General features: G+C 48.7%; 18 protein-coding genes. 13 read left to right on the forward strand and 5 right to left on the reverse strand.

Features of this window, described 5'->3' with window-relative positions; all coding sequences use genetic code 11:
• Positions 1-413 precede the first annotated feature (413 nt).
• Both ACKFKF_RS28040 and ACKFKF_RS28045 read right to left on the reverse strand, forming a co-directional pair.
• A complete protein-coding gene (locus ACKFKF_RS28040) occupies positions 414-749 on the reverse strand; it encodes a nucleotidyltransferase domain-containing protein (RefSeq protein WP_446870655.1) in 336 nt (111 codons plus the stop codon).
• A 367-nt stretch (positions 750-1,116) separates the two neighbouring features.
• Complete coding sequence (locus ACKFKF_RS28045; RefSeq protein WP_446857749.1) at positions 1,117-1,281, reverse strand: hypothetical protein; 165 nt, start codon at positions 1,279-1,281, stop codon at positions 1,117-1,119.
• Positions 1,282-1,414: 133 nt separating this feature from the next.
• Between ACKFKF_RS28045 and ACKFKF_RS28050 the strand changes: the two genes are divergently transcribed.
• The 4 genes from ACKFKF_RS28050 (at position 1,415) to ACKFKF_RS28065 (ending at position 4,748) form a co-directional block, all read left to right on the forward strand.
• Positions 1,415-3,883: an NACHT C-terminal helical domain 2-containing protein gene (locus ACKFKF_RS28050; protein ID WP_446870656.1), complete on the forward strand. Its 2,469-nt coding sequence runs from the start codon at positions 1,415-1,417 to the stop codon at positions 3,881-3,883.
• A 5-nt stretch (positions 3,884-3,888) separates the two neighbouring features.
• On the forward strand, positions 3,889-4,215 hold the full coding sequence (locus ACKFKF_RS28055; RefSeq protein WP_446857747.1) for a hypothetical protein: 327 nt from the start codon (positions 3,889-3,891) through the stop codon (positions 4,213-4,215).
• Entirely contained in the window at positions 4,208-4,402 is a 195-nt protein-coding gene (locus tag ACKFKF_RS28060; RefSeq protein ID WP_446870657.1) for a hypothetical protein, read from the forward strand. The genes ACKFKF_RS28055 and ACKFKF_RS28060 overlap by 8 nt, the downstream gene beginning before the upstream one ends.
• A gap of 127 nt (positions 4,403-4,529) precedes the next feature.
• Positions 4,530-4,748 carry a type II toxin-antitoxin system HicB family antitoxin gene (locus ACKFKF_RS28065; protein ID WP_446857745.1) on the forward strand — a complete coding sequence of 73 codons (219 nt, stop codon included), beginning with the start codon at positions 4,530-4,532 and terminating at the stop codon, positions 4,746-4,748.
• A 121-nt stretch (positions 4,749-4,869) separates the two neighbouring features.
• On the opposite strand, the gene ACKFKF_RS28070 is transcribed toward ACKFKF_RS28065, so the two are convergent.
• Positions 4,870-4,992 carry a hypothetical protein gene (locus ACKFKF_RS28070; protein WP_446870659.1) on the reverse strand — a complete coding sequence of 41 codons (123 nt, stop codon included), beginning with the start codon at positions 4,990-4,992 and terminating at the stop codon, positions 4,870-4,872.
• Between the two features lie 189 nt (positions 4,993-5,181).
• Here ACKFKF_RS28070 and ACKFKF_RS28075 point away from each other — a divergent pair, with 189 nt between their 5' ends.
• A complete protein-coding gene (locus ACKFKF_RS28075) occupies positions 5,182-7,695 on the forward strand; it encodes a sulfite exporter TauE/SafE family protein (protein WP_446870660.1) in 2,514 nt (837 codons plus the stop codon).
• A 2-nt stretch (positions 7,696-7,697) separates the two neighbouring features.
• On the opposite strand, the gene ACKFKF_RS28080 is transcribed toward ACKFKF_RS28075, so the two are convergent.
• Positions 7,698-8,156 carry a hypothetical protein gene (locus ACKFKF_RS28080; RefSeq protein WP_446870661.1) on the reverse strand — a complete coding sequence of 153 codons (459 nt, stop codon included), beginning with the start codon at positions 8,154-8,156 and terminating at the stop codon, positions 7,698-7,700.
• 92 nt (positions 8,157-8,248) lie between these two features.
• Here ACKFKF_RS28080 and petN point away from each other — a divergent pair, with 92 nt between their 5' ends.
• Positions 8,249-8,338, forward strand: coding sequence for a cytochrome b6-f complex subunit PetN (gene petN, locus ACKFKF_RS28085; protein WP_446857741.1), 90 nt, complete (start codon positions 8,249-8,251; stop codon positions 8,336-8,338).
• 75 nt (positions 8,339-8,413) lie between these two features.
• Positions 8,414-8,560 (forward strand): hypothetical protein, encoded by a 147-nt coding sequence (locus ACKFKF_RS28090; RefSeq protein ID WP_446857740.1) that lies wholly within the window; start codon positions 8,414-8,416, stop codon positions 8,558-8,560.
• A 390-nt stretch (positions 8,561-8,950) separates the two neighbouring features.
• On the opposite strand, the gene ACKFKF_RS28095 is transcribed toward ACKFKF_RS28090, so the two are convergent.
• Positions 8,951-10,531, reverse strand: a complete 1,581-nt coding sequence (locus tag ACKFKF_RS28095) for an ammonium transporter (RefSeq protein WP_446870662.1) — start codon at positions 10,529-10,531, stop codon at positions 8,951-8,953.
• Positions 10,532-10,916: 385 nt separating this feature from the next.
• On the opposite strand from ACKFKF_RS28095, the gene smpB reads away from it, so the two are divergent.
• The 6 genes from smpB to ACKFKF_RS28125 all read left to right on the forward strand — a co-directional run.
• Positions 10,917-11,384, forward strand: a complete 468-nt coding sequence (gene smpB / locus ACKFKF_RS28100; RefSeq protein ID WP_446857738.1) for an SsrA-binding protein SmpB — start codon at positions 10,917-10,919, stop codon at positions 11,382-11,384.
• A gap of 367 nt (positions 11,385-11,751) precedes the next feature.
• Positions 11,752-12,018, forward strand: a complete 267-nt coding sequence (locus ACKFKF_RS28105) for a hypothetical protein (RefSeq protein ID WP_446870664.1) — start codon at positions 11,752-11,754, stop codon at positions 12,016-12,018.
• Between the two features lie 225 nt (positions 12,019-12,243).
• Positions 12,244-14,535 carry a tetratricopeptide repeat protein gene (locus tag ACKFKF_RS28110; protein WP_446870665.1) on the forward strand — a complete coding sequence of 764 codons (2,292 nt, stop codon included), beginning with the start codon at positions 12,244-12,246 and terminating at the stop codon, positions 14,533-14,535.
• A gap of 441 nt (positions 14,536-14,976) precedes the next feature.
• Entirely contained in the window at positions 14,977-17,994 is a 3,018-nt protein-coding gene (gene uvrA / locus ACKFKF_RS28115; protein ID WP_446870666.1) for an excinuclease ABC subunit UvrA, read from the forward strand.
• A 68-nt stretch (positions 17,995-18,062) separates the two neighbouring features.
• A complete protein-coding gene (locus ACKFKF_RS28120) occupies positions 18,063-19,562 on the forward strand; it encodes a tetratricopeptide repeat protein (protein ID WP_446870667.1) in 1,500 nt (499 codons plus the stop codon).
• A partial coding sequence (locus ACKFKF_RS28125; protein ID WP_446870669.1) for an AAA family ATPase occupies positions 19,559-20,500 on the forward strand: 942 nt, incomplete at its 3' end. The genes ACKFKF_RS28120 and ACKFKF_RS28125, both read left to right, overlap by 4 nt.

The raw sequence follows: 20,500 nt of genomic DNA on the forward strand, positions 1-20,500 counted from the left end.
ACTTTGAATCAGCATAATTTCTTTGAATGGAACTTTTTCTGGGTCAAAGTCCCCCAATTTTGGGGGATTTAGGGGGCTGAAGCCGATTGAAACGAAGCGAACCGCTCTCATCGAACCGACGTTTATTTATCGAACCGACGTTTATTTGAGGTGGTAGATCGCCGAGGAGTGTTTCAGCAAGTTTGAGAAAGCGATCTCTTCGAGTTACCCGCAAGGGGTCGGCGCGGTTGAGTTGCTCGGTGGCTTGGTCACTGCTGATAGCGTTCAGTTGTCCATAATCTCCTGCGTTTCGCAAGTCTTGCGCTTCTATCAAGCACGAGAAACTGAATAATCTGGATAGTGGTTGTCCAGGAGTAACTTCGCAGCAGAGAAACTTTGACGTGCTTTTAGCAAAAGCTCAAGCTGGTCGTCTGTCACAGCAGGATGCCCTCTTTGCGTATGTTCCGCAGGAGGGAGCCATTGCGAGTTTGGTAACGGTTTTCATCCATAAATAGACAACTGATCACTTCGTCATGTTGGAGTGAGAGATCTGCAACGATTTGCCCGGTTCGCAAGATTTCTTCACCTGGATTGACTGGAGCTTTCAGCACAGCTAAAACGTCGATATCGGAACCAAATTCTGCGTCGCCTCGTGCTTGAGAGCCATACAAAATGAGATGAAGGAGCCGATCGCCATGCACCATCTCAAACTGTGCCTTCAATTCTGCCAAAATTTTGCTGAGTTTTGGGTTGATGACGATCGTATTCATCGTTTCTCAAGCAGATTGCTACGGCTATTTTAATATTGCGTTGGTCAGGGAAAGAGATCGTTCCGCTTCAAAACAGAAATGTTGCTGTTTACAACACGGTAGCTTCGCTTCCCGGAGGGTGCGTTCTCGTTTCAAATCGGAATGTTGGTGTTCACAACACGATCGTTTCACTTCACAATGCGATCGTTCCATCTCAAAATTTGATTGTTTCACTTCACAACACGATCGTTTCGCTTCACAACACGATTGTTCTCGTTTCAAATAGGAATGCTTGACCTCAGAGTTTAATTGTTGTGGTTGAAAGGGCGATCGCGTGGCTTCCCGAAGAGTTCGCTTCGTTTTTGGAAGGAATCGCCCCCTGTTTGATCTATTTGTCTTCGTCTTTTTGCAGGGCAACCAGAATTTGAAAGCAGAGTTTTAGCAGAAAGATCAGAAAGCTAGCGCTCGGATTGAGCCAAAGGGCAAACCCAACCACGGCAAATTCGATCACTTTCAGCCATTTTTTCTTGTTGAGGTTCTGTTTTTGAAGCATGGTGAGGATTGGTTAACTCGATACATCCAATCTCTCAAGCTGATCTTTGAGTTCTTGATGGAGTATGGGCTTGACTTGTGCATAACTTGTGTGAGTTGTGTAAGATCGCTCACAAGCACCCAAATTTAGGCTCATGGAAAAGGCAAAACGATCGTGTCATGCGTCTCAGGAAGGACTTAAACAAATCCGACGAGAGTACAATGCTGCTGGCTTGACGCAAGAAGGTTTAGCTGAGACTGCTGGGGTGTCTCGAAGTACCGTTAGTTCCTTTTTTGCTGGCAGGGCTATTGATCGCAACAATTTCGTTGAGCTTTGCACTGCGCTGAATTTGAATTGGGAAGACGTGATCGAACGACCAACAGAACCAGAAGCAAGCAGCGCTGAAATTGATGCGATCGTTCAAGAAATCCGCGAGAAGATAAGACCGATCGTGCATGAAAAATGCAGCACGATGAAGGTTCTCGACATGATGCAAAAGATCGAGCTAACTGGAGAACACGGGATTTACACCAACGTCAATATTCTGGAGCGAGTCACAGGACGAGATCGGTTAGAGATTGCAGAGATTTTGCGGCGGTGTGGGGTTGAGGAGTTCGAGCGGTTTGGACTCAGCCAAGTCACTGAGAAACGAGTGCCAGGACTGGAAGCCGTAGAACAGCATCGCAAACTCATGGTGCTGGGCAAACCGGGTGCAGGAAAATCGACCTTTCTAAAATATTTGGCGATGCAGTGCATTGAAGGTAACTTTCAGGCAAACCGCATTCCCATTTTCATCACGCTCAAAGATTTTGCAGAAGCTAAAGATAAACCAACTCTAGCTACATACATTACTGACCAATACTTAGATCTAGACGTTAAAAAGGCTGCTCTACCGTTTAAACAGGGGAGAGCATTAGTTTTGCTGGATGGATTAGATGAGGTTAGAGAAGAGGATTATTCGAGGATACTAAGTGAAATTCGCGAATTCTCTGATGGCTATTACAAAAATAACTTTGTAATTACATGCCGAATTGCTGCTAAAGAGTACACGTTCGAGCGGTTTACTGAAGTCGAGGTGGCAGATTTTGACGAAGAACAAATTACTATCTTTGCTCAAAACTGGTTTCGACAGAGTGACCCAACGAGGGTAAAGCGTTTCATCCAAAAGCTAAAGGAGAATAGACCGATTCGAGAATTAGCCAGCAGTCCTTTATTACTGACGCTGCTATGTCTCGTATTTGGAGAGAATGCAGACTTTCCGGCAAATCGTTCTGAGCTTTACAAGGAAGGCTTAGATGTCTTGCTCAAAAAATGGGATGGCAAACGCAACATTCAACGAGATCAGCTTTACAAGAATCTCTCGATTAAGCGCAAAGAAGATTTGTTGAGCCAAATTGCGCTCAAAACATTTCAACGGAAGGAGTATTTCTTTAAGCAAAAAACGTTAGAGGCTTACATTTCTGACTTTATTCGGAATCTACCAAACGTGGACTCAGATCCAGAGATTTTACGAATGGATAGTGAAGCCGTATTGAAATCAATAGAAGCTCAACACGGACTGTTTGTAGAACGCGCAAAAAGCATCTATTCATTTTCTCACTTGACCTTTCAGGAGTATTTTGTATCTAAAGAAACTGTTGAAACTTCTACCTATGAGAATTTAGTACAACATCTCACAGAGAAGCGCTGGCGTGAGGTCTTTTTGCTCACTACAAGCATGATGCGGAATGCTGATGATCTGCTGAAACTGATGAAGCAAAAGACTAATAAGTTAGTTGCTTCGGATGAGACGATGCAAAACTTTTTGAGAGAAATTGATCAAAAGTCCATTTCAGCGAAACTCCCTTATAAGTTAGCTGGTGTTCGAGCTTTGTACTTCGCTCTTGATCTTGCCATTCCTCTCGATCTTGCGATTGCTCTCGACTTACCTCATGACTGCGCCCTTGAGCTTGTTTATAGTCATGAGCCTGCTCATTCGCGCAATCGTGAGCTTAATCGGTTACTTAACCTGGCACTCGATCTTACTTCTAATAGTACTCATACTTATTCTGAACTTCGCGAATCAGCCCGTAAAGTTGCTAGATTCCTCTATGTCGATGATCGTGATTTTGAAGACTTTATCTCCCACCCTGACAATTACCCCTATTATATCTCTGAGTCTAACCGCGAGATCATTGAGCGCTACAAAGCTGGCCACAATCGCGTCAACGCTTACGATAACCAGTATTATAATTCCATTGAAAATCGTACTCGTACTCTCATTGATATCTACACCAAGGTTTGTGAAGCCGCTCCTGGCTTAAAGACTGAGTTAAGACAGCTTAAAAAGCAGTTACCGAATACCTCATATCAATTTGAGTCGTATATAAATAATGAACAAACTTGGATTGAGTTACAGGACATTATAAATAGAACTATAAATGAACCTGGTAATAGCGAACATGAAGTACGGTTTAGCGATGAACAGAAGCAACTGCTACAGCAGTATTACGATGCCAACAAGCTGCTGATCGATTGTCTAAATAGTGATTGTTATGTCAGTCGAGACGTGCGGCAAGAAATTGAAGAGACGTTATTACTGCCAATCAGCGAAATCGAAGCGCGAAAAAATAGTAGGGAGTGAATCAATTGGCAGACATTATTGTGGTGATCCGAAACGAGCAAGGTGCGGGAATGTCTTCAATAGACGGAGAACTGGTGATTGTTCTACTCGCCTCAGAAGGCTCTGTTTTAGATCAACAGCCTGTCATGCTAAGGTCTGCGATCGCCATCTTCACAAATTTGCTCTCCGGTCAATACACTATTTTGGTACGACATCGTTCTCTCACCCCAACCGAAGCACGTCACGACATCGAAATACAAGGTAACGTCATGGCAGGTGTAAAGTTTGTATACTCTGAACTTAACCGCCAACTAATTAGAGTTGAAGTGCAGGAGGAAAGCCTAGATGTCTGAATCACACCGCTACGCGATCGACCCCGAATCTCTGCAAGGATGCCGCCTCAGAGTCCTGTTTCACGTCAAAGAATTGCAGCGAGAGCAAGACCCGATCGTTCGTGCCAACATCGCCCAATATCTCGCAGAAGCCTCCGCCACCCTCGCCCTTCTAGAAGCCGAAGCAGCCCGTCAAGTCAACCTCTGAAAACCCCGTTTTCTAACCAACAGCGATCGCTCTCTCAGTCGAGACGTGCGGCAAGAAATTGAAGATACACTGTTGTTACCGATGAGCGTGTTACCGATGAGCGAAATTGAGATGAGGAAGCAACGCGATGCAAAACATTAAAATCATCGTTGAAAAACATATTGATGGCTACGTTGCCTATCCTTTGGGTATTCAAGGCGTAGTCGTTGGCGAGGGCGACACCTACGAAGCAGCCCTAGCCGATGTCAAATCCGCTATCCGATTTCACATTGAGACCTTCGGTGAAGCAGTCCTTGAGCCAGAATCTTTCGTTCTAGAAGCCTTCGTCGCAGAAACAACCGTCTAATGCCCAAGTTTCCCAAAGACGCGCCCAAAGCCAGAGTCATCAAAGCGCTCAGAACTCTTGGTTTTGAAATCGTTCGTGAACGAGAACACATCTCAATGGTGCGCGAAAACGATGACGGAACTCAGACCCCCAGTTTCAACAAGCTGCCGAGCGGCTGAGTGGTCAGCGCAGACAAACCTTCTACCGAAGATTGAATTGCAGAAGCACGATCGAGTAGCGCACTGTTTCGAGTCGAGTTGAACATATCAGGTGGGTCACAAGATTGGGGGTTTGCATCTGTGATTAGTTATCAGAGATCGCGATCGTCGTTATGCAGATAAAGCGCTGCGATTTTAGCGATTCTCTAACTCACGACGCTGCACAGTTCTCACTTGAGAGAGGCGCGAGGCTCAAAAAAGATGAGTAGCATCAGGGTCAAACACCGGGAGAAGTCATGATCTCATCTGCTCCACCAATTTTCGCCACGCTGCTCACGGGATTGCTGATTGCGTTTGCCGTCCAATTATTGCTGACGAGTTTTGGGGTTGCGGCAGGTGTGACAGCGATCGGGTATCTTCCTGCAAAGCTTGATGAGGAGGAGCCAAAGTCTGATCAGCCTAAATCAAATGGGCATGTGATCGGATGGGCGATCGGGGCAGGAACGCTGCTTACGGTGAATGGGGTGTTGTTTATCGCTTGTTTTTTGGCGGTGAAGCTGAGTCTCTCTACCAGTCTGATTGTGGGAGCAATCCTGGGAATTGTGATTTGGGCGGCGTATCTTTTGATTTGGGTGTGGGTGAGTTCTCAGGCGGTTGGTTCTCTTTTGGGAGCCATTTTTGGGACACTGGCATCGGGTCTCCAAGGATTAATGACAACGGTAATGGAAGCAGTTTCAGGACGCAAAAAACAATCAATTACAGATACGCTTCGAGAACAAATTGCCGCTCAAGAATCAGCCCTGCGATCGCTACAGCAAGAAATCAGCAAAGAAATCAGCACGACGGACGACAAAACTCAAACAACGGTTGTCGAAACGCTGCAAAATTATTTACAAACGCTGCCGTCACCTCAATTAGACTTGCAAACGATTCGCAATGAGTTGGCTGAGATGATTCATCAATCTGACTTAAAAAGCGTTGCAGCAGGAATGCCTGTGGAGTTCGATCGCGCCTCTCTATCGGCTCTGATTCAGGATCAAACTGACTTGTCTCAGCGAGATGTCAATCAATTGCTCGACCAACTCGAATCGGTCTGGCAAGAGGGCGCTTCTCAAACTGCCCCCCAATCGCAACTACTTGATTTTTTGCAGTCTGCCCAGCCAGACGTTTTGACTCAACAATTAACAGACTGGTTGCCCAAACCGCAGGAACAAGAAACCGCTTCCAGTTCCCGACAAGGGGCCATGCAGTCTTTAGACCTCAAACAGTTAGCAAGAACCGTTTTGAGACGAGTGGATTTATCAGATTGGGATGTCAGCAAGATTTTGGGTCAGCTTCAATCCTTGACTGGGGAATCCTCCACACCCGTCAATTTGATTCAAGCCGATGTCGAAGATTATTTGCTCCATGCTTACCCGTGGCAACTGACGCGCAAAACAGTGCAGCAAGAATTTAAAGATGTCATTTATGACCCAGAGGCCGACCCCGCAGAAATCTCAAAACAACTGGCACCGTTGAATCCTGATTATTTGACGAAAGTGCTGCAAAAACGGGACGATCTGACACCCGCTAAATTGAGCAAGCTAGTCGATCGCCTCGAAGCCGTCCGTCAAACCGTTCTCACAGAGATTCAGATCAGTGAAGGCGAACGTGATCAAGAAATTGACACAGAAGCGACTAGTTTATGGAATAGATTTGAGAACTACATTAGTGATGTTAATGAAAAGCTAACGGCTAAAAATATTCAACGCCAAGTCAAACACTTTGTCAAAGACTGTCAGAGCGACTTAGCCGACCTCAAACCAGCTTTGCCAACCTTCGATCGCACCACCATTCAACAGCGATTAATCGATCGTCAAGACTTAAGCGAAAAGCGCATTCAACAACTTGTTCAACAGCTAGAAAAAGCCTGGAATCAGTTGAGCGAGTCTGAGCCAAACCCTGTCTATGCAGCCAGCAAAATTCATCGATCGACGGTTCCCATTCACCATCTGAGCAAGGCTCCAAGACGATTGGCATTACGAACAAAAACACTGGGCACAGAAACACCCAATCGAGGGTTTTCAGAAACGCTGTCAGATTATCTCAGCAACACCGATAAAGAAGAACTAACGCCAGAGAATATTCAACACGATCTACAACAGTTGTTATACAGTTCAAGATCAGGATTACAACACTTGAGCAACCCCTTGCGGGTAACTCGAAGAGATCACATCTCTCACCTCGATCGCACCGCACTGATTTCACTCCTCTCACAGCGATCGGATCTGACCGAAACAGAAGCCAACCAGATTGTCGAACAGGTCGAATCAAACCTGCAACACTTTACTCAACAGCTACAGCAAATCCAACAACAGATGCAAACGACGATCGCCAACACGGTCACTCAACTGCGCGATCGCCTGACATTTCTAGAACTGCCTGACCTGGACTACGATCGCATCAAGCAAGATGTTCAGTCATTACTGGGCGATCCTCAAGCGGGAATTGCCTCGATCAGTCATCGCCTCAGTGCAGTCAACCGCGACTCCATCCTGGAATTTCTTAAATCTCGCGATGATTTACCTGAGTCGATCGCTCACCGGATTGTCGATCAGATTGATTCCGTTCGTCTCAGCCTCTCACAACAAGCCCAACACCTTCAACAAGAAACTCAGCAGCGTCTTGAAGTACTCAAACAACAAGCACAGCATCAAGCAGAAGAAACGCGCAAAAAAGTCGCGACAGCCGCCTGGTGGCTATTTGGGATCGCCTTCACTTCGGCGATTACCTCTGCGATCGCGGGTGGGTTGGCGGTCAAACTTCTCTAGCTTCAAGACATCCCGCGAGAGGGTCTGAGCCAGCCTTGAGCCATTGTCCAATCGAGCATGAGACGAGCGATCGCAAACAACAACACACTCTCGATCGCCAAAACGACAAACGGCAGCAAAACGCCCCGACTCGCTACCCCAACATCAATCTGCGCCAATCCTCGCACCAGCCCAAACGCCAAAACAGCGCCCGACTTGAGATGAGAATTTTGGTCTTGGCGAATCACGTAGCGATAAGTGATGCCAAACAAAAAGCCAGCGATGATCGCGATCGCCCCACTTAACAGCGCATTCACCGAAACAGTCTGCAACTCCGCCAACGGCTCAACCCCGATCGCTCCTATAAATCGATTGATCAAGGTCATTAAAGTAAAGGCGATCGCAACCGACAGCGCCGAAAAAATGCCTGCCTTGACTGACTCAACTCGCTCCACCAAAGTCATATCAGATGATCCATTCATCTTTACAATTCTCAAACCCAGAGTAAAGCTACCACATCTTTGTTTTATGATGATGGTTAGCATCCTTTCGTAATGTTTTTGAGAGTGCCACTATGGATATTCTGACTTTAGGTTGGGTCGCGCTTTTGTCGGTGTTTACGTTCTCTATCTCAATGGTGATTTGGGGACGCAACGGCTTCTAAGTGCTGAGTTTTGAGTTTTGAGTTGATGATGGCTTAAAACTCAAGACCCACCGTTGAGATATTTTGGGAGAGATTGTGGAATCCACTGTTTTTAGCACACTTGTTTTAGTGGCTTTTGGGCTGTTGTTTGTGGTCACTGGCGGGATTGCTTACCTGACGCTGAGTGATTGGCGCGATCGTCGTCGTCAAGAAAAAGCAAGAGAACAAGAAAAACGCCGTTAGCTTCACTTCAGAGATTTACTTTAAATAACTAAAGGCTCCCGATCGCCAACCATTGGGAGTCTTCGTTTTATCCACTCACCTTGTCAGACTATTCGCGGATACTCATGCTGGGCATTGCTGAATCGTGGGATGAATTGCCCCAAAGCGGCGGGAACCCCAATGTTATGAAAGCTTCCTTCGCTACTGACATAGATGACTTTCACAACCTTTGAAGGGCGATCGAAATGCAAAAAAATTGCTGGGATTAAAACTAGAAGCTCAGAGCGATCGCGTTCTCAAAAAACGATCCATAAGTTCCAAATTTCAACCACAGCAACCAGATTTAATGACTTGCGAATTCGATAGAGGGATTCTTGATGAAGTCGATCGAATTCACGAAGCCAATCAAGCTTACAAATAAGGTTTGGCGCTACCAGAAATCTCACCCGTCGGAGAGCTGCTACCACCACCCGACAGTCCGGGGACTTCTTTCATAAAGCCAGCGTAAGCTTCCATGCCGTGTTCAGCAATGTCCAGTCCTTCAAACTCTTCTTCAGCCGTAACGCGGATACCCAGCGTTGATTTGAGTAAAATCCAGAAAATGCTGGAGAGCAAAACAGTGATGCCAGCCACAGAAATCGTACCCAAGAACTGCACCCACAGTTGATTGATGCCGCCACCATAAAACAAGCCTGCGGCTGGAGCCGGAGCCGCCCCAAACTCGCCCCCCTGACTAAATAGACCCAGAGCCAACGTGCCCCACACCCCATTGATCAGGTGAACCGAAACCGCACCCACTGGGTCGTCGATTTTTAACTTGTCAAAGAAGCCGACTGCAAAAACCACCAGCACGCCGCCGATCGCACCAATTACCGCCGCAGACCCCGCATTGATAAACGCGCAAGGAGCCGTAACAGCCACCAAACCCGCCAGCAATCCGTTGATCACCATCGAGAGGTCAGGCTTGCCCAAAACGACCCAGGCGGTGATCGTCGCAGCCAAAGCACCAAATGCCCCACCTGTGTTGGTGGTTAGCGCGATGTGAGCAATCAGAGAACCGTTGCCGACCCCCATCGTTGAACCAGGATTAAAGCCAAACCAGCCGAGCCACAAAATCAGTGACCCCAAGGTCGCAATACTCATGTTGTGAGCAGGCAGAGCATTTGTAGAGCCGTCAGAGTTGTATTTGCCAATTCTGGGCCCCAAGAAAGCCGCCCCCATCAGCGCAGCCCAACCGCCCACTGCGTGCACCACTGTCGAGCCAGCAAAATCATAGAAGCCTGCATCAGCCAGCCAGCCGCCGCCCCAGATCCAGTGACCCGTAATCGGGTAAGCAATTCCTACCAGCAGCAAACTAAAGATCAAAAAGTCAATAAATTTGATGCGTTCGGCAACTGCCCCAGAGACGATCGTCGCTGCTGTCCCGGCAAACACGAGTTGAAAGAAGAACTTGGCACCCAGCGGTACGCCTGTCCAATTTAAGGCTGAGAAAATCCCCTGGTAGGCATCTCCCATCGCCGGGCTGTTGTCAGCACCCGTGAGAAAAAAGCCGCCGCTCGTGCCCAAAAAGTTGTTGCCGTTGCTAAACATCAGTCCAAAGCCGATCGCCCAAAATGCGACGGTGGACAGAGCAAACACAATTAAGTTTTTTGCCAGCACGTTGACGGCATTTTTTTGGCGACACATGCCTGTCTCTAACATGCAGAAACCCGCATTCATAAAGAACACCAGCATTCCGGCGATCATCACCCACATGGTGTCGATGCCAATTTTGAGTTCTGCGGTGGCCTGGGAGACAGACTCGATCGTGGGCGGTGGCGTTTGGGCAATTCCAGCGTAGCCCCACAGCATCACAATGATCAGAGCAAGGGGAATGCAGGCTTGCCAAGAGGGGGTTAGCTGTTTGGCGTACCAATCGGGATTGAACCACTTGGAAGCGCGATCGAGTTTTCGCTTTTCAAGGGTTTTTTTGAGCGTTGAGCGATACATCATAACGGGACTTTGCTCGGTGAATAAACGACATCAATTTGGTAGGGCCTTCTCCTCAAGACAGGGGAGACGACAGTCCGAAATGGCTTTTCAGACCGCAGATTCAGTGTCTTGACATCATTTCTCTAAGAAGGCTTGCTCCACTGATTGCTGCGAGTAATGAAATGATTAAGGAATACTAGAAACTTCGGGGATTTGAGCACTGAGTTTTGTATCGTAGGATGCAATTCGTATAAAATTTTGAGAACTTTGGTCTCAATTCCATCCACACAATTCTTAAAGCTACTTAGTAAGTCCAAAACTAGGGCTAATCGGCTCTGCCCAACTTTGAGCCAAAATCTTCTGTAGGGAAGGCTAGGCAGGGAAGCGATCGCGCTAAAATAGTCCCATGAGCGAGAAGAATGAAAGCGTCAAAGTTGTCAGCGATAACCGTCAGGCCCGTTTCCAGTACGAGATTTTGGAGACCTATGAGGCTGGGATCGAGCTAGTTGGCACTGAGGTTAAATCGATTCGGGAAGGCAAGGTCAACCTGAGAGACGGCTTTGCCTTAGTCCGAGATGGCGAAGTGCTGCTGCTTAACGTTCATGTTTCTCCTCACCAAACTGCCAGTCAGTTTTTTAACCACGATCCGCGTCGGACTCGCAAACTGCTGCTGCATCGCAAAGAGATTCGCAAACTGGTCGGACAGGTCGAACAGCAAGGTTTAACACTGGTGCCGCTCAAGATGTACTTTAAACGCGGCTGGGTCAAAATCGTTTTGGGGCTTGCTAAAGGTAAAAAGCTGCACGACAAGCGAGAAAGCGTCAAACGTCGCGACGACCAGCGAGACATGCAGCGAGCGATGAAAAACGGCTAAAGCAACCTCTCGATAAAGTTTTTTCACGCCGCTACTAGGTGCTTCTGCTCCCCAAGCTGCCGATTCTGGTGGACTTCAGGATAAGCGTTGTGACATACTCCCGACTCTGACGCTGACGCATACAGAGCGGGCTTCTCAGTGACTCCTGCTATTGCATCGGACGTTACCTGAGCTTTATTTTGAGTCCACGGAATGCCCTACCGCAGACTTTGAACAAGTACCGAAAGTATGTTCTTCTTACTCAGTCCTCTACGGAGGGAAACCCTCCTACAAGGCTGAGCGCAACCCCTGTACTGTCAAAGTTTTACGCATCCACAGAAACGCGAATTCGCGCATTACTGGATGCAACCCCATACTTTGAGTTGTCGTGGTTCAGATTGCAGGGCGGCGATTAGCTCAAACCCTTGTTCTGACTATATCACACTCGTTTGCAGCGTGGGAGATTGGCGTTTCCTCATCGCTGCTAATCAGAGCCTCAACTGCGTTTTGTCATCTTGCAAAGCAGCAATTCGTCAACGCTCTGGCTTTCATCCCGACGCTCACCTGGGTACGGGTAGAGCGCGGGGCTTCCCGCCGACTTGCTAACTCAAAGTTCTTAATTGATGCAGGATTTTGGGACGTTTCTGAAGTGTAACTCGATCGCAATCATTGTGGTAATCATGTCGATCGCCATCCCTTTTCACCAGAGCAAAATTACTTTTAGTAATCGCCCAGCCAACCCAATAGAAATCGCAGCAATCAATCATTCCCTTGTTGCTCAAGTTTGTTGCTCAAGTTTGCTGCCTGGGAACGCTACGACTACTGACACAGACGATCGCACTTCCCCAATAGCACCGTCTGCACTCGCATCTATTCGTTTATGCTAAATCAGGTTCTTGGCGGGCGTTATAACCTCTTGCGTCACTTGGGAGGCGGCGGCTTTGGGCAGACCTATCTTGCAGCAGATCGGCATCTACCCGGTAACCCTCAATGTGTGGTCAAACAACTCAAACCCAAAGTGAGTGTGGACGCTTGGCAAACCGCAAGGCGACTCTTTAATACAGAGGCAGAGGTGCTGTACGTCTTGGGCAATCACGACCAGATCCCCAGATTATTTGCTCACTTTGAGGAAAATCAGGAATTTTATCTGGTTCAGGAGTTTGTCGAAGGAACGGTTTTGAGCCAAGAATTTAAGCAGGGGAAGGCTCTGTCAGAAACCGAAGTCGTTGAACTGCTGCAAGAAATTCTCACGGTGTTGGAGTTTGTCCATCAGCAGCAGGTGATTCACCGAGACATCAAGCCCTCTAATCTGATTCGTCGTGGGTCAGACGGGAAGGTGATTTTGATTGACTTTGGGGCGGTCAAACAGATTGAGATTGCTCAAGAAGGAGAAACAGGAACGATCGCCGTCGGGTCTTCTGGCTACATGCCCAACGAACAGCTTGCCGGAAAACCCAGTTTTAGCAGCGACATTTACGCCGTGGGCATGATTGGCATTCAGGCGTTGACGGGCGTTTCTCCTAGAAAGCTGCGCGAAGATCCCAAAACGAGTGAAATTCTCTGGCGCGAAGGGGTCGAAGTCAGTTTAGAACTTGCCGACATATTGGATGTGATGGTGCGCTACGATTTTCGCCAACGCTACCAAACTGCCGCCGAAGCGCTGTCTGCCCTCAAAGAACTCAACAGTGGCTTCATCAATCTGATCGTGCCACCGGGAGCCAAAGCGCCGATCGACGAGGTGTATTCAGCGTGGTTAGAGCGCGGCGACGAATTATTTCAGATCCAGCGATATCGAGAAGCGATCGCCGCCTACGAGAAAGTGATTTTGGCGAATCCTGATGATTATGTCGCCTGGTTTAAGCGGGGTATCACGTTAGAAAATTTGCGGCAGTTTGAGGAGGCGTTGGACGCTTACGATCGGGTGGTTGCCCTTCAGCCCGATGATTATTTGGCGTGGTTTAAGCGAGGGACAGTCTGTGAAAATTTGTGTCGATTTGAGTCAGCGCTGACTTGTTACGAAAAAGTAGTGCAGCTTCAGCCGGGAAATTATTGGGCGTGGCACGATCGCGGCAAGATATTAGAAAATCTGCATCGATTTGAAGAAGCGGTAGAGGCGTACGATCGAGCCGTTCAGGTCAAGCCCAATTTTCAACTGGCGGTCGAGAGTCGCAAACGGTTGCTTAGTCAATTAAAACAGGTGGATGCGCTCTACGATTTGCAGCATTATGACGAAGCGATCGCGTCCTGTGATCGAGCGATTCAGCAAAATCCTAATGACGGGCTGGCATGGTTGATGCGCGGCATGGCGCTAGAAAATCAGCAGAATTATGAACAGGCGATTATCGCTTACGATCGCGTCGTCCAGATTCAGCCAGATGATGCGCTGGCGTGGTTTAAACGAGGAGCCGTTCTGCAAAATTTGCGGCGCTATCCAGAGGCACTGACTTGTTATGACCAGGTGGTTGAGTTTCAGTCTGACCACTATTGGGCGTGGCACGATCGCGGCAAAGTTTTAGAAGCCCTCCAGCAGTTTGAGGAGGCGATGCAGTCTTACGATCGGGCGATTCAGATCAAACCTGATTTGCAGGCAGCGATCGACGGTCGGCAACGAGTTCTAGCCGTCCTGCAAGGCAATTCACCTTGGGAGGAAAATTCTACCGTTTTGCCGACTACGAAACCGGAGATTCAAGCTTCTGATGACTACGGAACCTGGTTTCAAAAGGGGCAAGTTTTAGAGAAGCTGCATCACTATACGGAGGCGGTGATGGCTTACAACAAAGCAATGCAGCTTAATCCCCATGATCCAGAAGTGCTGCGCTGGCGAGGAAATGTGTTGTTTTCGCTCAAACGATATGAGGAAGCGATCGGCTCCTACGACAAAGCGATCCAGCTTCAACCCAGCAATCCGCATCTGTGGCGCTGTCTGGCCAGTTCTCTGATCAAATTAAAGCGATATCAAGAAGCTGCCGTCTGTTTTGACAAAGCGGTTCAGCTTCAGCCTCACAGTCATAGCACCTGGTATTGGCGAGGTCGAGTTTTGAGTGAAATGAAGCGATATTCAGAAGCGCTGCGCTCTTACGATCGTGCCCTTGAGCAAAATCCTGACTTCCAGCCCGCAATGCGCGATCGAGAAAAATTACAAGCGACTCTAGCGGTCAAGCGTGTGAATTAACGCCAGTTGGATGAAATCTTTCACTGCGGTTGGCAATTTGGGCAGTCTCCTAAATCCCCCACGAGTGAGGGACTTTGAACCAGAATTCTTCTAACGTGAATTCGATGATCATCCTTCGCTACGGTTACCAATCCGGGCAGCCCCCTAAATCCCCCAAAAATGGGGGACTTTGAACGAGAAATATTGTCTCAAAGTCCTCCAAAAGTGGCAGCTTGGGGCAGAAGCGCTGAACAACGAAGCGAGAAAACTCCATCGAATTCACCCTCTCTTAAAGTTCCCCAGAATTGGCAGCTTGGGAGGCAGAAGTCCCCAACAACGAAGTGAGAAAACTTTATGGAACTGACCCCGCTCAAAAGCTCGTACTAACTTATCTAGTACGCAACAACTAGATCGCTGACTGTAACGATAGAATCATAAAGGACTATTTCATCGTGTCCCTCAATGCCAAAGCGTGTCAGCAAATCTCAAAGCCCTGAGCTAAGTTTGAATTCTGATTTGGAGAGCCTGATCCAAACCTCAAAAACCCCTTCCCTCAACACCATTCGGATTCGAGGGGCACGACAACACAACCTCAAAAATATTGACTTAGAACTGCCGCGCGATCGCTTGATCGTTTTCACAGGCGTTTCGGGATCAGGAAAATCTTCGCTGGCGTTTGACACGATTTTTGCAGAAGGGCAACGGCGCTATGTCGAATCGCTCAGTGCTTACGCAAGACAATTTTTGGGGCAGGTCGATAAACCGGATGTCGATGCGATCGAAGGTCTCAGTCCCGCCATTTCGATCGATCAAAAGTCCACGTCTCACAATCCCCGCTCCACCGTCGGCACCGTCACCGAAATCTACGACTACATGCGGCTGCTCTATGGACGGGCCGGAGAGCCACACTGTCCCCATTGCGATCGCTCCATCGCGCCTCAGACGGTTGATCAGATGGTCGATCGCATTATGGAATTGGACGATCGGACTCGCTTTCAAGTGTTGGCTCCCGTGGTGCGCGGCAAAAAAGGGACGCATCGCAAACTGATTTCTAGCCTCAGTGCCGAAGGGTTTGTGCGGGTGAAAATTGACGGCGAAGTGCGCGAACTCAGCGACTCGATCGAACTCGACAAAAATCAGTATCACACCATTGAAATTGTGGTCGATCGTCTGGTCAAAAAAGAAAACATTCAGGAGCGTCTGACCGATTCTCTCACCACTTGTCTGCGTCATTCGGGAGGAATTGCTGTCATCGACGTGTTGCCTGCCGAAACCAACAATGTAGTCGCCCTTCCTCAAAACACCGCCAAAGCCGCCGAAAAAACCGGAACCTACGGAACAGAAACCGCCCCCGAAGCCCCTCCCGAACTCGTTTTCTCTGAAAATTTTGCCTGTCCCCAACACGGCGCAGTCATGGAAGAACTGTCTCCCCGACTCTTCTCCTTTAACTCGCCCTATGGAGCCTGTCCCAACTGTCACGGACTGGGTAGCCATCGCACCTTCTCACCCGAACTGGTGGTGCCCAATCCCAAATTGCCTGTGTATGCGGCGATCGCGCCCTGGTCGGACAAAGACAACACCTATTACCTGTCGCTGATTTGCAGCGTTGCCGAAGCCTACAAATTCGACATTCAGACCCCCTGGGAAAACCTCACCGCCGAACAGCAACACGTTCTCTTACACGGCTCCAAAGATCCGATCTGGATTGAGGCAGACTCTCGGTATCGCGAAGGCAAGGGCTACCATCGACGCTATGAAGGGGCCATTCCCCTGCTCGATCGCCAGTATCAAGAAAGCACGTCTGACCTCTACAAACAAAAGCTAGAACAGTATTTAGTCGATCAAGCCTGCGAAGTCTGCGACGGCAAACGACTCAAACCAGAATCTCTCGCCGTGCGGTTGGGACAATACCGAATCAGCGATCTCACCAGCGTCTCAATCCGAGAATGTCTGGATCGGGTGAATGGACTGAAACTGAGCGATCGTCAGGCGCAAATCGGCGATCTGGTGCTGCGAGAAATCAAGGCGCGTCTGCAATTTCTACTGGATGTGGGATTGGATTATTTGACGCTCGATCGTACCGCGATGACGCTTTCGGGCGGCGAGGCCCAGCGCATTCGGTTGGCGACTCAAATCGGGGCAGGTCTGACGGGAGTGCTATATGTTCTCGACGAACCCAGCATCGGACTCCACCAGCGCGACAACGCCCGTCTACTCAACACCCTGACCAAACTGCGGGATCTCGGCAATACGCTGATCGTCGTTGAACACGATGAAGAAACCATTCGAGCGGCGGATTATGTCGTCGATATTGGGCCGGGAGCAGGCGTGCATGGCGGAAAGATTGTCTCTCAGGGCAGTCTGCAAGAGATGTTGGATGCTCCAGACTCCCTCACAGGGGCGTATTTATCAGGTCGGCGCGTCATTCATACCCCTAGCGAGCGGCGAGAAGGCAACGGTCGATCGCTGCAAATTCGTAATGCCCGCCGCAATAATCTGCAAAACATTGATGTCGATATTCCGCTGGGTAAGTTGGTCTGTATTACAGGGGTTTCGGGATCGGGCAAATCGACCCTGGTGAATGAACTCCTGTTTCCGGCGATTCAGCACAATTTTGGGCAAAAGATTCCTCAACCCAAAGAGATGCAGCCCGTGATTGGTTTGAATGCACTGGACAAAGCGATCGTCATTGATCAGTCTCCGATCGGTCGCACGCCTCGCTCCAATCCGGCCACTTACACTGGAGTGTTTGACTACATTCGCGATGTTTTTTGCGAAACGATCGAAGCCAAAGCCAGAGGCTACAAACCGGGACAGTTCTCGTTTAACGTCAAAGGCGGCCGCTGTGAAGCCTGTAGTGGGCAAGGCGTAAACGTAATCGAGATGAACTTCTTACCCGATGTCTATGTGCAGTGTGAAGTCTGTAAAGGCGCACGATACAACCGAGAAACCTTGCAGGTAAAATTTAAGGGAAAGTCGATCGCCGATGTCTTAAGCATGACCGTTGAAGAAGCGTCAGAATTCTTCAAAAACATTCCTCAAGCCTCGACTCGACTGCAAACGCTGGCCGATGTCGGTTTGGGATACATGCGGCTCGGTCAAACTGCCCCCACTCTGTCGGGTGGAGAAGCCCAGCGCGTCAAACTCGCCACCGAACTGTCTCGTCGAGCCACAGGCAAAACCCTCTATCTGATCGACGAACCCACGACAGGACTGTCTTTTTACGACGTTCACAAACTGCTTGATGTGGTTCAACGCCTTGCTGACAAGGGCAATTCCGTTCTAGTGATCGAGCATAATTTGGATGTGATTCGTTGCTCCGACTGGGTGATTGATCTGGGGCCAGAAGGAGGCGATCGTGGCGGCGAAATTGTGGCGATCGGTACGCCCGAAGAAGTCGCCCAAAACCCGCTTTCTTATACCGGGTACTATCTCAAGCAGGTGTTAGAGCAATACCCCTCGATCGCAGTTACAACTTGAGGCGGGGTAACTGATGGGGAAAATGTCTAAAGCAGGTTGAAGCAGTATCCAATCATGAGTTAGAGGATATGAAAAGAAAAGGATTTGGGCAATCTCAACCATCGATGCGGAATGCAAAGAAGTTTATGCAAGCGTTTATAGAGCGCATGGTTGAGACTCAGGGAGATCAGACCCAAATTCATCAATTTTTCGAGTCTAACAAAGCAAAGTTGGATGAGGCACTGTTAGAAGCGTTGCCCCTTGTATTCAAAACATTGACAACAGAGAAGTTGCTGGAATCTCGGAAAAACATTGCCCAATTTTTTCGGGCTTTTGGTGATTTGATTCAGGGCTTTCCTTTGGGCGATCGACTACTAAACCTAGAGTTAAGCATTACAGCTTATCAACTTACGCTAAAAGTTTATACTCGTGAGGCATTCCCGGAAAATTGGGCAGGGACGCAAAACAATCTGGGCAATGCTTACAGTAATCGCATTCGAGGGGATCGGACAGAGAATCTAGAACAGTCGATTACGGCTTTCGAGTTAGCTTTACAGGTTTACACCCGTGAGGCATTCCCGGAAAATTGGGCAGGGACGCAAAACAATCTGGGCAATGCTTACAGTAATCGCATTCGAGGGGATCGGACAGAGAATCTAGAACAGTCGATCACGGCTTACGAGTTAGCTTTACAGGTTTACACCCGTGAGGCATTCCCGGAAAATTGGGCGCAGACGCAGCATAATCTGGCAAACGCCTACAGCGATCGTGTTCGCGGAGAACAAACTGACAATCTAGAGCAGGCGATCTCAATCTACAAACAAGCTGCCCAAGTCTTCACGCGTGAGGCATCTCCACACAAGTGGGCAGAAAACCAGGGACATCTGGCAGAGGCTTTGATGAAACGGTCTTCATTGACAAACAACACCAGCGATCTAGATACCGCTGTTGCTTTACTTCAAGAATCATTAGGAGTTTCAGCCCCTGGCAGTCCTGATTTTATTGACTCCCAGTATCGATTGGGGAGTGTCCTTTCCCGTCGCTACGAACACAGCCAAAATTCCAGCGATCTAGAGCAGGCACTGCAAGCTTATAAGACCGCCTTAGATGCGATTAGTCCCGAACATTACGACAGAAAACAGATTTGGCAGGCTCTACCCACCACTCAATCCATTTTGGGCAGTCGTCTGGTGCGTGAAGGCAAATGGCAAGAAGGACTCCAGCTTTTGCTCAACAGCGTCCGGCAACTCAGCACCGGAGACGATCCTCTAGCTCACGCTAACGCTCTATTCCAAACCGGACGCGCCCACGAAATCCTCGCCGATTGGGATAATGCTCGTCTTTACTATCGAGATGCTCTCCGTCTCTACGACCACCTCAAAAATGAACTAGGCATCGCCAAAAGCCGCGCCGGACTGGGGAGTGTCCTCGTGTCGCAAGGATATTTAAAAAAAGGTCTCGCGGAACTCGATAAAGCGCGTGAAAGCTATCATCAATTGCAGCAGCCCGACAGAGCGGCGGAGGTGGATAATCTCTATCAAGCTGCACAACGAGCGATAGAACGGCAAACTGCTGAGGTGACTGTATGACCACTGCCGACGATATTTTTGATCAGTCATCTAGCAACATTCAGCGCTTAGGACTGAAGGAAATTCCCTTTACCGAAAGCCCCACCGACCTGCGAAGCGAAACCTTGCAGCGCATCTTCACAGGGCGACAAAACGAACTGCGTCAGATATTTAATCTGTTCCAAAGTCGTGAACGTCGCCGAATCCTCGTCTATGGTCGGCTGGGCATTGGCAAAAGTGCCTTTTTGCTAGAAGTATTGTCGGTCTTGCGTCGAAAGCGTCCAAAGATGTTGACGACCTACATCTCCCTCCCCGCAAACCTAGACCTGGCAACCACCGCCCTCATTGCCCTAGCGCGAGAAATGTCAGACGACGATTGGGCACAGCGTCAGCTTTACCAAATGGGCATTCCCACTGATAGGTTATTGAAGGAACGTACTTCTGAAATCAGCGCCAGTATGGGTCTTGGCGCTAAGACTGGTGAAAAAGACCTGCCAATCACCAAACCGCAATATCCTACCGTTAGTCTAGACACCCTGCTAGAACGCGCACAAGAAAAATATCCTCAAGGCGTTCTGATTGCCATTGATGACCTCGATAAGCAAAACCCCAGCACGGTACGCCAACTGATGCACGATGCACAAGGGATGTTAAAAGGACGAGCTTGGTTCATGCTCACAGGACACCCAATGGGCATGACCGGAGATTTGCTAACCAGCGAACGCGGCTTGTTTGACATGCAACTCAAGCTAGAAGAACTGGATCTGCCCACGACTTACCAAATGCTGATCAACTACCTCAGCAGCGCTCGGATTGACAACAACTGCATTGATCCAAAAGACCCACGTTGTGTTCTGCCCTTCCTCCCAGAGACGGCGAAGCGCTTTTGTGAAGTTTCTCTCGGTAAGGGCCTATCCGAAAACCATAAAATCTGTGAGATGATGAAGGCAAGCGAGTTT

The sequence above is a fragment of the Phormidesmis sp. 146-12 genome, from assembly GCF_052939495.1.

What these genes read in the sequence shown, in the direction of transcription:
- ACKFKF_RS28040 (WP_446870655.1), bottom strand. Translation starts at nt 749, where the DNA reads ATGAATACGATCGTCATCAACCCAAAACTCAGCAAAATTTTGGCAGAA.
- ACKFKF_RS28045 (WP_446857749.1), bottom strand. Translation starts at nt 1,281, where the DNA reads ATGCTTCAAAAACAGAACCTCAACAAGAAAAAATGGCTGAAAGTGATC.
- ACKFKF_RS28050 (WP_446870656.1), top strand. Translation starts at nt 1,415, where the DNA reads ATGGAAAAGGCAAAACGATCGTGTCATGCGTCTCAGGAAGGACTTAAA.
- ACKFKF_RS28060 (WP_446870657.1), top strand. Translation starts at nt 4,208, where the DNA reads ATGTCTGAATCACACCGCTACGCGATCGACCCCGAATCTCTGCAAGGA.
- ACKFKF_RS28065 (WP_446857745.1), top strand. Translation starts at nt 4,530, where the DNA reads ATGCAAAACATTAAAATCATCGTTGAAAAACATATTGATGGCTACGTT.
- ACKFKF_RS28070 (WP_446870659.1), bottom strand. Translation starts at nt 4,992, where the DNA reads ATGTTCAACTCGACTCGAAACAGTGCGCTACTCGATCGTGCTTCTGCA.
- ACKFKF_RS28075 (WP_446870660.1), top strand. Translation starts at nt 5,182, where the DNA reads ATGATCTCATCTGCTCCACCAATTTTCGCCACGCTGCTCACGGGATTG.
- ACKFKF_RS28080 (WP_446870661.1), bottom strand. Translation starts at nt 8,156, where the DNA reads ATGAATGGATCATCTGATATGACTTTGGTGGAGCGAGTTGAGTCAGTC.
- petN (WP_446857741.1), top strand. Translation starts at nt 8,249, where the DNA reads ATGGATATTCTGACTTTAGGTTGGGTCGCGCTTTTGTCGGTGTTTACG.
- ACKFKF_RS28095 (WP_446870662.1), bottom strand. Translation starts at nt 10,531, where the DNA reads ATGATGTATCGCTCAACGCTCAAAAAAACCCTTGAAAAGCGAAAACTC.
- smpB (WP_446857738.1), top strand. Translation starts at nt 10,917, where the DNA reads ATGAGCGAGAAGAATGAAAGCGTCAAAGTTGTCAGCGATAACCGTCAG.
- ACKFKF_RS28110 (WP_446870665.1), top strand. Translation starts at nt 12,244, where the DNA reads ATGCTAAATCAGGTTCTTGGCGGGCGTTATAACCTCTTGCGTCACTTG.
- uvrA (WP_446870666.1), top strand. Translation starts at nt 14,977, where the DNA reads ATGCCAAAGCGTGTCAGCAAATCTCAAAGCCCTGAGCTAAGTTTGAAT.
- ACKFKF_RS28120 (WP_446870667.1), top strand. Translation starts at nt 18,063, where the DNA reads ATGAAAAGAAAAGGATTTGGGCAATCTCAACCATCGATGCGGAATGCA.